This is a genomic window from Escherichia sp. E2661 (assembly GCF_004745185.1).
Classification (GTDB): Bacteria; Pseudomonadota; Gammaproteobacteria; order Enterobacterales; family Enterobacteriaceae; genus Escherichia.
Map to the genome: position 1 here is coordinate 23576 of NZ_PDIG01000019.1, position 12674 is coordinate 36249.

Here is a 12674-nt window from a genome sequence, read left to right on the forward strand (position 1 = left end):
TGAGCGAGAATTACTCGTCTTCCAGTTCGATGTTGATACCCAGCGAACGAATCTCTTTCAACAATACGTTGAAGGATTCTGGCATGCCCGGCTCCATCTGATGGTTGCCGTCCACGATGTTTTTATACATCTTGGTACGACCGTTCACGTCATCAGACTTAACGGTGAGCATTTCCTGCAGGGTGTATGCTGCGCCGTATGCTTCCAGCGCCCACACTTCCATCTCCCCGAAACGCTGACCACCGAACTGTGCCTTACCACCCAGCGGCTGCTGAGTAACCAGGCTGTAAGAACCGGTGGAACGCGCGTGCATCTTGTCGTCGACCAGGTGGTTCAGTTTCAGCATGTACATGTAACCAACGGTTACCGGGCGTTCGAACTGTTCACCAGTGCGGCCGTCGTACAGGCGGATCTGACCAGAAGTCGGCAGGTCGCCAAGTTTCAGCAGTTCTTTAATTTCTGCTTCTTTCGCACCGTCGAACACCGGCGTTGCGATTGGCATACCTTTGCGCAGGTTTTCAGCCAGACGCATAACTTCTTCATCGCTGAAGGTACTCAGGTCAACTTTCTGACGAACGTCAGCGCCCAGATCGTACGCACGCTGGATGAATTCGCGCAGTTTCGCGACTTCTTGCTGCTGTTTCAGCATGGCGTTGATCTTGTCGCCGATACCTTTCGCAGCCATACCCAGGTGGGTTTCGAGGATCTGACCGATGTTCATACGAGACGGTACGCCCAGCGGGTTCAGTACGATGTCTACCGGCGTACCGTTTTCATCGTAAGGCATATCTTCGATCGGGTTGATCTTAGAAATTACACCCTTGTTACCGTGACGACCTGCCATCTTGTCACCAGGCTGGATACGGCGTTTAACCGCCAGATATACCTTAACAATCTTCAGCACGCCCGGTGCCAGATCGTCGCCCTGAGTGATTTTGCGGCGTTTCGCTTCGAGTTTCTTCTCGAACTCGTGTTTCAGTTCGTCATACTGCTCAGCCAGCTGTTCCAGCTGATTTTGTTTCTCTTCGTCGGTCAGGCCCAGCTCCAGCCAGCGATCGCGCGGCAGTTTGTCGAGCTTCTCAGCTTCAACGCCACCGGCTACCAGCACAGCACGGATACGGCTGAACAGACCCGCTTCGAGGATCTGCAGTTCTTCAGACAGGTCTTTCTTCGCCTGTTTGAGCTGCATTTCTTCGATTTCCAGCGCACGTTTGTCTTTTTCTACGCCATCGCGAGTAAAGACCTGAACGTCGATAACCGTACCGGATACACCGTTTGGTACGCGCAGAGAAGAGTCTTTAACGTCAGACGCTTTCTCACCGAAGATCGCACGCAGCAGTTTTTCTTCTGGGGTCAGCTGAGTTTCACCTTTCGGCGTTACCTTACCAACCAGAATGTCGCCACCGGTCACTTCCGCACCAATGTAAACGATACCGGATTCATCCAGTTTGGAGAGCGCAGCTTCACCCACGTTCGGGATGTCAGCGGTGATCTCTTCCGGCCCCAGCTTGGTGTCACGGGACACACACGCCAGTTCCTGAATGTGGATGGTGGTGAAACGGTCTTCCTGAACAACACGCTCGGATACGAGGATGGAGTCTTCGAAGTTGTAACCATTCCACGGCATGAACGCTACGCGCATGTTCTGACCAAGCGCCAGTTCACCGAGGTCGGTGGACGGACCGTCTGCCAGCACGTCGCCACGTTCTACCGGTTCACCCAGAGACACACACGGCATCTGGTTGATACAGGTGTTCTGGTTAGAACGGGTGTATTTGGTCAGGTTGTAGATGTCGATACCTGCTTCACCCGGATACATCTCGTCTTCGTTAACTTTGATAACGATACGGGAAGCATCCACGTACTGAACGACACCACCACGTTTGGCTACCGCAGTTACACCGGAGTCAACGGCAACAGCACGTTCCATACCCGTACCAACCAGCGGCTTATCAGCACGCAGAGTCGGAACGGCCTGACGTTGCATGTTCGCACCCATCAATGCACGGTTGGCGTCATCGTGTTCCAGGAACGGGATCAGGGACGCACCGACGGATACCACCTGCTGGGTGGATACGTCCATGTAGTCAACCTGGTCGCGGCTGAACAAGCTGGATTCGCCTTTGCTACGGCAAGTTACCAGGTCTTCTACGAAGTGGCCTTCTTCATCCAGGTTGGAGTTCGCCTGGGCGATAACGTAGTTGCCTTCTTCGATAGCAGACAGGTAGTGAATTTCGTCAGTTACAACACCGTCGGTCACTTTACGATACGGAGTCTCAAGGAAGCCGTATTCGTTAGTCTGTGCGTACACGGACAGAGAGTTGATCAGACCGATGTTCGGACCTTCAGGGGTTTCGATTGGACATACGCGACCGTAGTGAGTCGGGTGTACGTCTCGAACTTCGAAGCCTGCACGTTCACGGGTCAGACCGCCTGGGCCGAGTGCGGAGATACGACGTTTGTGCGTAATCTCAGACAGCGGGTTGTTCTGGTCCATAAACTGAGACAGCTGGCTGGAACCGAAGAACTCTTTCACTGCTGCAGAAATCGGCTTGGCGTTGATCATATCCTGAGGCATCAGGGTATCCAGATCGCCCAGAGACAGACGCTCTTTCACCGCACGTTCTACACGTACCAGGCCAACGCGGAACTGGTTTTCCGCCATTTCGCCAACGGAACGGATACGACGGTTGCCGAGGTGGTCGATATCATCGACTTCGCCTTTACCGTTACGGATATCGATGAGCTTTTTCATAACATCAATGATGTCGTCTTTGCTCAGGATACCGGAACCTTCGATTTCTTCGCGCAGCAGAGAACGGTTGAACTTCATACGACCAACCGCAGACAAGTCATAGCGGTCTTCGGAGAAGAACAGGTTCTCGAACAGGCTTTCAGCTGCTTCACGAGTCGGCGGCTCGCCAGGGCGCATCATGCGGTAGATTTCTACCAATGCGCTCAGACGGTCGTTAGTTGGGTCGACACGTAAGGTTTCAGAGATATATGGGCCGTGATCCAGATCGTTGGTGAACAGCGTTTCGATACGCTTGTGACCAGACTGGCTCAGCTTAGCCAGCAGATCCAGGCTCAGCTCCATGTTCGCTGCGCAGATCAGCTCGCCGGTAGACTCATCAATATAGTCTTTAGCAACCACTTTACCTGCGATGTACTCAACCGGGACTTCGATCAGTTTGACGTCGTCTTTTTCCAGCTGGCGAATGTGGCGCGCAGTGATACGGCGGCCTTTTTCTTACGTACACTTTACCGTTAGCTTCGATGTCAAAAGATGCGGTTTCACCACGCAGGCGTTCCGGCACCAGTTCCATCTGCAGCTTGTTATCACGGATTTCAAAGATAACTTTTTCAAAGAACAGGTCGAGGATCTGCTCTGTGGTGTAGTTCAGGGCGCGCAGAATGATGGTCGCAGGCAGTTTACGGCGACGGTCGATACGTACGAACAGGTTGTCCTTCGGATCGAATTCGAAGTCCAGCCAGGAACCACGGTAAGGGATGATGCGCGCGTTATACAGCACTTTACCCGAAGAGTGGGTTTTACCTTTGTCGGAGTCAAAGAAGACGCCCGGACTACGGTGCAGCTGGGAAACGATAACACGCTCAGTACCGTTGATAACAAAGGTACCGTTGTCTGTCATGAGCGGAATTTCGCCCATGTAGACTTCTTGTTCTTTAATGTCTTTTACGGTGCCTTCCGGCGCTTCGCGCTCATAGATCACCAGACGCAGTTTAACGCGCAGCGGTGCGGAATAGGTCACGCCACGGATTTGACATTCCTGGACGTCAAACACCGGTTCGCCAAGGCGGTAGCTGACGTATTGCAGCTCGGAATTACCGCTGTAGCTCTGAATCGGGAATACGGAACGGAAAGCAGCTTCCAGACCATACTGCCCTTCAGGATCTTGCTCGATAAATTTCTGAAACGAGTCAAGCTGGATAGAAAGGAGATAAGGTACATCCAGAACTTGTGGACGTTTACCAAAATCCTTACGAATACGTTTTTTCTCGGTATAGGAGTAAACCATAGGGTTCCTCAGCTCGCTGACAAGTCGACCCATCTGTCCATTGAGCGGACAGTTTGTGCAACACTATTTTGTTGACCGGAAAATGGAACACTTTCCGCAATGCCTGTTGCTATCACGCTTAAACCATTTCATTGCGATTTACACAGAACGGGCGTCCTGTCGCAGTATATTAAGTCGTCGATAGAAACAAGCATTGAAAGGCACAGCAGTAGTCAAACAGTGTGAAACGCTACTGGCGCCTTACAGCGCAAAAAGGCTGGTGACCAAAAAGTCACCAGCCATCAGCCTGATTTCTCAGGCTGCAACCGGAAGGGTTGGCTTATTTAACTTCAACTTCAGCGCCAGCTTCTTCCAGGGATTTTTTCAGTGCTTCTGCGTCGTCTTTGCTCACGCCTTCTTTCAGAGCAGCCGGTGCAGATTCTACCAGGTCTTTAGCTTCTTTCAGACCCAGGCCAGTTGCGCCACGTACTGCTTTGATAACAGCAACTTTGTTAGCGCCAGCAGCTTTCAGAATTACGTCGAATTCAGTTTTTTCTTCAGCAGCTTCAACCGGGCCAGCAGCTACAGCTACAGCAGCAGCAGCGGAAACACCGAATTTTTCTTCCATTGCAGAGATCAGTTCTACAACGTCCATTACAGACATAGCTGCAACTGCTTCAATGATTTGATCTTTAGTGATAGACATTTAAATTGTTCCTGAATATCAGAATAAGTTTATACGTAAGCGAATGCGTTAAAAAGATAACTGCGATTAAGCAGCTTCTTTCGCATCGCGTACAGCAGCCAGAGTACGAACCAGTTTGCCAGCCGAAGCTTCTTTCATGGTTGCCATCAGGCGTGCAATTGCTTCTTCGTAGGTCGGCAGAGTTGCCAGGCGGTCGATCTGAGACGCCGGGATCAGCTCACCTTCAAAGGCAGCGGCTTTGACCTCAAATTTTGCATTCGCTTTCGCGAACTCTTTGAACAGACGAGCAGCAGCGCCCGGGTGTTCCATAGAGTATGCAATCAGGGTCGGACCAACAAACGCGTCTTTCAGGCACTCGAACGGAGTACCTTCAACAGCACGGCGCAGCAGGGTGTTACGAACAACACGCATGTATACGCCAGCTTCGCGACCTGCTTTACGCAGTTCAGTCATTTTATCTACAGTTACGCCACGGGAATCCGCAACTACTGCAGACAGCGCGCCTTTGGCTACTTCGCTGACTTCAGCAACAATCGCTTGTTTGTCTTGAAGATTTAAAGCCATTAGCTTTGCTCCTGGATGTTTGCCAGAGAAAATCTCTGGAACTCACTTCACTCCTCCAAATGGAGAGAGCGTCTTAATTACGGTGAGCAGAAACAAGCCAGAATATAAAAGAATAATCTTAGCGTTCTGTCACCGTCTACGCAGGGGATTAAGTTTCTTGCGAAACTCCTGCGGTCTTCGACGGAGGCCTGGATAGGCCAGGCTCCAACGAACAAATCTTTTCTATCCGTCGCTATTCAGCTTGTGGCGGCGTTGGCTTTCTTCGTTCGCACCAGTCACATAGTTAGCTATGCTCCTGGCGACTCACTCAGTTGCCGCCTTGCCACAATCCGAAGCTCTCGGATATACGTCTGCATTAAGCATTATACGTGGGGGTAAGATTGTAGACAAAATCACCGCCCACGTAAAGGCATTAGTTTACAGAAGCGCTCAGGCCAGCCTGGTCAACTGCAACACCTGCACCCATGGTGGTGGAGATGCTAACTTTCTTGATGTACACGCCTTTCGCCTGAGTCGGTTTTGCTTTTTTCAGCGCAACCAGCAGAGCTTCCAGGTTTTCTTTCAGTTTGTCAGCGTCAAAGTCCACTTTACCGATGGTGGTGTGGATGATGCCGTTTTTGTCGTTACGGTAACGAACCTGGCCAGCTTTAGCGTTTTTAACCGCTTCAGCAACGTTCGGCGTTACAGTACCCACTTTCGGGTTTGGCATCAGGCCGCGCGGACCCAGAACCTGGCCCAGCTGGCCAACAACGCGCATTGCATCCGGAGAAGCAATAACAACGTCAAAGTTCATTTCGCCTTTCTTGATCTGGTCAGCCAGATCTTCCATACCTACCAGTTCAGCACCTGCAGCTTTAGCAGCTTCAGCGTTTGCACCCTGGGTAAATACGGCTACGCGAACGGAACGGCCAGTACCGTGCGGCAGTACAGTTGCACCACGTACGTTCTGGTCAGATTTACGAGCGTCGATGCCGAGGTTAACAGCTACGTCCACGCTTTCTACGAATTTAGCAGTCGCCAGCTCTTTCAGCAGAGCGATAGCTTCGTTGATGTCGTACTGTTTGGTTGCATCAACTTTCTCGCGGATAACACGCATGCGCTTGGTCAGTTTAGCCATTTCTTAGTCCTCCACTACCAGGCCCATGGAACGTGCAGTACCTTCGATGGAGCGAGTCATCGCTTCAATGTCGGCACCAGTCATGTCGGCAGCTTTGGTCTGCGCGATTTCCTGCAGCTGAGCGCGGGAAATTTTACCCACTTTGTCTTTGTTCGGCTTACCGGAACCAGACTTGATACCAGCCGCTTTTTTCAGCAGAACTGCTGCCGGCGGAGTCTTGGTAACGAAAGTGAAAGAACGGTCAGCGTAAACGGTGATTACTACCGGAATCGGCAGACCTTTTTCGATGGAATCAGTTTTTGCGTTGAACGCTTTGCAGAATTCCATGATGTTTACGCCCTGCTGACCCAGAGCCGGACCTACTGGCGGACTCGGGTTAGCCATACCAGCTGCAACCTGCAGCTTGACATAGGCTTGTACTTTCTTAGCCATTATAAATTCCTCAAGTTGGGTAATAACGCCTCTGAGAGGCTCCCCGTGATATAAAAAATCGTTTTACGGGCACGGCCCATAAAAACAAAAGGCGCGAAATTGTATTCCAATCTCGCGCCTTGTGCAACGATTAAATCGCCGCTTTTTTGATCGCTGGGTTAGGCTTTTTCAACCTGGCTGAAGTCCAGCTCTACCGGGGTCGCACGACCGAAGATAGAAACAGACACTTTCAGACGCGATTTCTCGTAATCCACTTCTTCAACAACACCGTTGAAGTCAGCGAACGGACCATCATTAACACGGACCATTTCACCCGGTTCAAACAGCGTTTTCGGACGCGGCTTATCACCAACCTGCTGCAGTCGATTCATAATCGCATCGACTTCTTTATCGCTGATTGGCGCAGGACGATCGGAAGTACCGCCGATGAAGCCCATCACACGCGGTACGCTGCGCACCAGGTGCCAGCTCGCGTCGTTCATCACCATCTGAACGAGGACGTAGCCAGGGAAGAATTTGCGTTCGCTTTTGCGACGCTGACCGCCACGGATTTCAACCACTTCTTCGGTTGGTACCATGACTTCACCAAACAAATCTTCCATGTTATGTAATTTGATATGCTCACGCAGCGACGTTGCTACGCGGCCTTCAAAACCGGAAAACGCCTGAACGACGTACCAGCGCTTTTTAGGAGCTTCAGACATCTCAGAACCTCAGGCCAGTGATAAAGGATACCAGGCGAACCAGAATACCATCCAGTCCCCACAGGATCAGTGACATTACTGCGGTAACCGCAGCCACAATCAGCGTGGTGTGCAATGTTTCCTGGCGAGTCGGCCAAATGACCTTACGGACTTCGGTACGCGCTTCACGGGCAAAAGCAACGGTTGCTTTACCTTTTGTCGTTAACAGCGCGACACCACCCGCTGCAGCAATCAGAATTACTACGGCCAGCGCACGCAGCGGCAGCATAATGTCGCGATAAAGGTAGTTGCCGACAATTGCCACCAGGAGCAATGCCACCACAACGACCCACTTCATCGCTTCCAGGCCGCGCCCGCTTCCTTGAGCTTCGGTATTCGCACTCATAAACCAACCTGTCAGAAGTATTCTACAAACATTTTCACCCCGCGATCGCGAGGCAAACCAAATCGAAACGCGTATTAGCTTTTCGGATTATACGCCCTCAACAGAGCCTGTCTCAGCAATGATTATGACAAAGAAAATCACTGATGAGCCAGGTTCTGGTACGAAAGCGTGCAAAAAGGGCATCAAATGATGCCCTTTTAGTGCGCATTGCGTCAAATGTTATCGGCAATTAGCTCAGAACTTTTGCTACAACGCCCGCGCCAACGGTACGGCCGCCTTCACGGATTGCGAAACGCAGACCGTCGTCCATCGCGATCGGGTGGATCAGGGTAACAACCATTTTGATGTTGTCGCCCGGCATTACCATCTCTACGCCTTCCGGCAGTTCGATGGTACCAGTCACGTCAGTAGTACGGAAATAGAACTGCGGACGGTAGCCTTTGAAGAACGGAGTATGACGACCGCCTTCATCTTTGGACAGAATGTACACTTCAGATTCGAACTTGGTGTGCGGCTTGATGGTGCCCGGCTTAGCCAGTACCTGACCACGTTCGATTTCTTCACGTTTGATACCACGCAGCAGAACACCTACGTTCTCACCAGCACGGCCTTCGTCCAGCAGTTTGCGGAACATTTCAACGCCAGTACAGGTAGACTTCTGAGTCTCTTTGATACCAACGATTTCAACTTCTTCACCAACTTTGATGATACCGCGTTCTACACGACCGGTAACAACGGTACCACGACCGGAGATGGAGAATACGTCTTCGATCGGCAGCAGGAACGGCTTGTCAATCGCACGCTCTGGTTCCGGAATGTAAGAATCCAGGAAGCCAGCCAGCTCCAGGATTTTCGCTTCCCACTCTGCGTCGCCTTCCAGCGCTTTCAGAGCAGAACCACGAACGATCGGAGTGTCGTCGCCCGGGAAGTCGTACTGAGACAGAAGTTCACGAACTTCCATTTCAACCAGTTCCAGCAGCTCTTCGTCATCAACCATGTCGCATTTGTTCAGGAACACGATGATGTACGGAACGCCTACCTGACGACCCAGCAGGATGTGCTCACGAGTCTGCGGCATCGGGCCGTCAGTCGCAGCAACTACCAGGATCGCGCCGTCCATCTGAGCAGCACCAGTGATCATGTTTTTAACATAGTCGGCGTGCCCCGGGCAGTCTACGTGTGCGTAGTGACGGGTCGGGGTGTCATATTCAACGTGAGAAGTGTTGATGGTGATACCACGAGCTTTTTCTTCCGGCGCGTTATCGATCTGGTCGAATGCACGAGCAGCACCGCCGTAGGTTTTAGCCAGTACGGTGGTGATTGCAGCGGTCAGAGTAGTTTTACCGTGGTCAACGTGGCCGATAGTACCAACGTTAACGTGCGGTTTTGTACGTTCAAATTTTTCTTTAGACACGGCTATATTCCTTACTATAGTGCTCTCCCCTTCAGGAGAGAGCACGGGACTTTGGTATTAACCCTTAGGCTTATTTACCACGGGCTTCAATTACGGCCTGAGCAACGTTACTCGGCGCTTCATCATACTTCAGGAATTCCATGGTGTATGATGCACGACCTTTGGTCAGAGAACGCAGCTGAGTTGCGTATCCGAACATTTCAGACAGCGGTACTTCAGCGTGGATCTTAACGCCAGTAACTTCAGATTCCTGACCTTTGAGCATACCACGACGACGACTCAAGTCACCGATAACGTCACCGGTGTTCTCTTCAGGAGTTTCTACTTCAACCTTCATGATCGGCTCAAGCAGAACTGGTTTCGCTTTCTTAAAGCCTTCTTTAAAGGCGATAGAAGCAGCCAGTTTAAACGCCAGTTCAGAGGAGTCAACGTCATGGTAAGAACCGAAGTGCAGACGAATACCCATGTCTACTACCGGGTAGCCTGCCAGCGGACCTGCTTTCAGCTGTTCCTGGATACCTTTATCAACGGCCGGGATGTATTCGCCAGGGATTACACCACCTTTAATGTCGTTGATGAACTCGTAGCCTTTCGGGTTTGAACCCGGCTCCAGCGGGTACATGTCGATAACAACATGACCATACTGACCACGACCACCAGACTGTTTCGCGTGTTTACCTTCAACATCGGTAACTTTCTGGCGGATAGTTTCACGGTAAGCAACCTGCGGTTTACCTACGTTCGCTTCAACGTTGAATTCACGCTTCATACGGTCAACGATGATGTCGAGGTGCAGTTCGCCCATACCCGCGATGATGGTCTGGTTAGATTCTTCGTCAGTCCATACACGGAAAGACGGGTCTTCTTTAGCCAGACGGCCCAGAGCCAGACCCATTTTTTCCTGGTCAGCTTTGGTTTTCGGTTCAACTGCGATGGAGATTACCGGCTCAGGGAATTCCATACGTTCCAGAATGATCGGCGCATCCGGGTCACACAGGGTGTCACCAGTGGTTACGTCTTTCAGACCGATTGCAGCAGCGATGTCGCCCGCGCGAACTTCTTTGATCTCTTCACGTTTGTTAGCGTGCATCTGAACGATACGACCGAAACGCTCACGTGCAGCTTTCACGGAGTTCAGTACGGTATCACCAGAGTTAACCACACCGGAGTAAACACGGAAGAAGGTCAGGTTACCAACAAACGGGTCGGTAGCGATTTTGAACGCCAGTGCAGAGAACGGCTCGTCATCACTTGCGTGACGTTCAGCCGGAGTGTCTTTACCGTCGTCCAGGATACCGTTGATCGCAGGTACGTCAACCGGGGATGGCAGGTAATCAATTACCGCATCCAGCATCGCCTGAACACCTTTGTTCTTGAACGCAGAACCACAGGTTACCAGGATGATTTCGTTGTTCAGAACGCGCTGACGCAGAGCACCTTTGATTTCTGCTTCAGTCAGTTCTTCACCACCCAAGTATTTTTCCATCAGCTCTTCAGAAGCTTCAGCTGCGGATTCGATCAGGTACTGGTGCCATTCGTTAGCCAGTTCAACCATGTCTGCCGGGATATCTTCGTATTCGAAGGTTACGCCCTGGTCAGCGTCGTTCCAGTTGATAGCTTTCATTTTCACCAGGTCAACAACACCGGTGAAATGTTCTTCAGCACCAATCGCCAGCTGCAGCGGAACCGGGTTCGCGCCCAGACGGGTTTTGATCTGGTTAACAACTTTCAGGAAGTTCGCACCCATGCGGTCCATTTTGTTAACGAACGCAATGCGCGGAACTTTATATTTGTTTGCCTGACGCCATACGGTTTCAGACTGCGGCTGAACACCACCAACTGCGCAGTAAACCATTACCGCACCATCGAGAACACGCATGGAACGTTCTACTTCGATTGTGAAGTCAACGTGCCCCGGGGTGTCGATGATGTTGATGCGATGCGGCTCATACTGCTTAGCCATACCAGACCAGAATGCAGTAGTTGCAGCGGAAGTGATGGTAATACCACGTTCCTGCTCCTGCTCCATCCAGTCCATGGTTGCAGCGCCGTCATGAACTTCACCGATTTTATGGTTTACACCGGTGTAGAACAGAATACGTTCGGTAGTAGTGGTTTTACCGGCGTCGATGTGCGCACTGATACCGATGTTACGGTAACGTGCGATGGGTGTTGTACGAGCCATTTGTTTCCTCGTTTATCTTTTAGGCGTTCAATTTAAGTAGCCCAAAGCGGGCTGCTTACTGGAAGCGCCCGCCTGGTGACTAAAACTCCGAAGGGATTACCAACGGTAGTGTGCGAACGCCTTGTTGGCTTCGGCCATACGGTGAACGTCTTCACGTTTCTTAACTGCAGTACCTTTGTTTTCTGCAGCATCGGAAAGTTCGTTCGCCAGGCGCAGAGCCATGGATTTATCACCGCGTTTACGAGCAGCTTCAACGATCCAACGCATTGCCAGAGCATTACGACGAACCGGACGGACTTCAACTGGTACCTGATAAGTAGAACCACCAACGCGGCGAGACTTAACTTCTACAGTCGGGCGCACGTTTTCGAGAGCTACTTCGAATGCTTCCAGTTCAGATTTACCAGAGCGCTGAGCCAGGGTCTCCAGCGCGCTGTATACGATAGATTCGGCAGTAGATTTTTTACCATCTACCATCAGGATATTTACAAATTTAGCCAGCAGTTCTGATCCGAACTTCGGATCCGGCAGAATTTTACGCTGACCAATGACGCGACGACGTGGCATGGAAATACTCCGTTGTTAATTCAGGATTGTCCAAAACTCTACGAGTTTAGTTTGACATTTAAGTTAAAACGTTTGGCCTTACTTAACGGAGAACCATTAAGCCTTAGGACGCTTCACGCCATACTTGGAACGAGCCTGCTTACGGTCTTTAACGCCGGAGCAGTCAAGCGCACCACGTACGGTGTGGTAACGAACACCCGGGAGGTCTTTAACACGACCGCCACGGATCAGGATCACGGAGTGCTCCTGCAGGTTGTGACCTTCACCACCGATGTAGGAAGTCACTTCGAAACCGTTAGTCAGACGAACACGGCATACTTTACGCAGTGCGGAGTTCGGTTTTTTAGGGGTGGTAGTATATACACGGGTACATACGCCACGTTTTTGCGGGCATGCTTCCAGCGCAGGCACGTTGCTTTTCGCAACTTTGCGAGCACGTGGTTTGCGTACCAGCTGGTTAACTGTTGCCATTAAATAGCTCCTGGTTTTAGCTTTTGCTTCGTAAACACGTAATAAAACGTCCTCACACAATATGAGGACGCCGAATTTTAGGGCGGTGTCGAAAAGGTGTCAAGAAATAT

The 12674-nt window shown here is 51.2% G+C and carries 10 protein-coding genes and 1 pseudogene; all 11 read right to left on the bottom strand.

Annotated elements, in window-relative coordinates; all coding sequences use genetic code 11:
* Positions 1-10: 10 nt before the first annotated feature.
* The 11 genes and pseudogenes from rpoB to rpsL all read right to left on the bottom strand — a co-directional run bounded on the left by rpoB (position 11) and on the right by rpsL (position 12564).
* Positions 11-4040, bottom strand: a pseudogene (rpoB, locus tag CRI63_RS09705) (DNA-directed RNA polymerase subunit beta).
* 319 nt (positions 4041-4359) lie between these two features.
* Positions 4360-4725 carry a 50S ribosomal protein L7/L12 gene (rplL, locus tag CRI63_RS09710; RefSeq protein WP_000028879.1) on the bottom strand — a complete coding sequence of 122 codons (366 nt, stop codon included), beginning with the start codon at positions 4723-4725 and terminating at the stop codon, positions 4360-4362.
* Positions 4726-4791: 66 nt separating this feature from the next.
* On the bottom strand, positions 4792-5289 hold the full coding sequence (gene rplJ, locus CRI63_RS09715; RefSeq protein ID WP_001207201.1) for a 50S ribosomal protein L10: 498 nt from the start codon (positions 5287-5289) through the stop codon (positions 4792-4794).
* Between the two features lie 412 nt (positions 5290-5701).
* Entirely contained in the window at positions 5702-6406 is a 705-nt protein-coding gene (rplA, locus tag CRI63_RS09720; protein WP_001096684.1) for a 50S ribosomal protein L1, read from the bottom strand.
* A 3-nt stretch (positions 6407-6409) separates the two neighbouring features.
* Positions 6410-6838: a 50S ribosomal protein L11 gene (rplK, locus tag CRI63_RS09725; RefSeq protein ID WP_001085926.1), complete on the bottom strand. Its 429-nt coding sequence runs from the start codon at positions 6836-6838 to the stop codon at positions 6410-6412.
* Positions 6839-6996: 158 nt separating this feature from the next.
* Positions 6997-7542 carry a transcription termination/antitermination protein NusG gene (gene nusG / locus CRI63_RS09730; RefSeq protein WP_001287516.1) on the bottom strand — a complete coding sequence of 182 codons (546 nt, stop codon included), beginning with the start codon at positions 7540-7542 and terminating at the stop codon, positions 6997-6999.
* Between the two features lies 1 nt (position 7543).
* On the bottom strand, positions 7544-7927 hold the full coding sequence (gene secE / locus CRI63_RS09735) for a preprotein translocase subunit SecE (RefSeq protein WP_001275702.1): 384 nt from the start codon (positions 7925-7927) through the stop codon (positions 7544-7546).
* A 229-nt stretch (positions 7928-8156) separates the two neighbouring features.
* Positions 8157-9341 carry an elongation factor Tu gene (gene tuf / locus CRI63_RS09740; protein ID WP_000031784.1) on the bottom strand — a complete coding sequence of 395 codons (1185 nt, stop codon included), beginning with the start codon at positions 9339-9341 and terminating at the stop codon, positions 8157-8159.
* A gap of 70 nt (positions 9342-9411) precedes the next feature.
* Complete coding sequence (gene fusA / locus CRI63_RS09745; protein ID WP_135519386.1) at positions 9412-11526, bottom strand: elongation factor G; 2115 nt, start codon at positions 11524-11526, stop codon at positions 9412-9414.
* A 96-nt stretch (positions 11527-11622) separates the two neighbouring features.
* Positions 11623-12093 (bottom strand): 30S ribosomal protein S7, encoded by a 471-nt coding sequence (gene rpsG / locus CRI63_RS09750; RefSeq protein WP_001138043.1) that lies wholly within the window; start codon positions 12091-12093, stop codon positions 11623-11625.
* Positions 12094-12189: 96 nt separating this feature from the next.
* On the bottom strand, positions 12190-12564 hold the full coding sequence (gene rpsL / locus CRI63_RS09755; protein WP_000246815.1) for a 30S ribosomal protein S12: 375 nt from the start codon (positions 12562-12564) through the stop codon (positions 12190-12192).
* Between the last annotated feature and the right edge of the window lie 110 nt (positions 12565-12674).

Excerpts from the sequence above, each read along its gene's own strand:
- rplL (WP_000028879.1), bottom strand. The coding sequence starts at position 4,725 with ATGTCTATCACTAAAGATCAAATCATTGAAGCAGTTGCAGCTATGTCT.
- rplJ (WP_001207201.1), bottom strand. The coding sequence starts at position 5,289 with ATGGCTTTAAATCTTCAAGACAAACAAGCGATTGTTGCTGAAGTCAGC.
- rplA (WP_001096684.1), bottom strand. The coding sequence starts at position 6,406 with ATGGCTAAACTGACCAAGCGCATGCGTGTTATCCGCGAGAAAGTTGAT.
- rplK (WP_001085926.1), bottom strand. The coding sequence starts at position 6,838 with ATGGCTAAGAAAGTACAAGCCTATGTCAAGCTGCAGGTTGCAGCTGGT.
- nusG (WP_001287516.1), bottom strand. The coding sequence starts at position 7,542 with ATGTCTGAAGCTCCTAAAAAGCGCTGGTACGTCGTTCAGGCGTTTTCC.
- secE (WP_001275702.1), bottom strand. The coding sequence starts at position 7,927 with ATGAGTGCGAATACCGAAGCTCAAGGAAGCGGGCGCGGCCTGGAAGCG.
- fusA (WP_135519386.1), bottom strand. The coding sequence starts at position 11,526 with ATGGCTCGTACAACACCCATCGCACGTTACCGTAACATCGGTATCAGT.
- rpsG (WP_001138043.1), bottom strand. The coding sequence starts at position 12,093 with ATGCCACGTCGTCGCGTCATTGGTCAGCGTAAAATTCTGCCGGATCCG.
- rpsL (WP_000246815.1), bottom strand. The coding sequence starts at position 12,564 with ATGGCAACAGTTAACCAGCTGGTACGCAAACCACGTGCTCGCAAAGTT.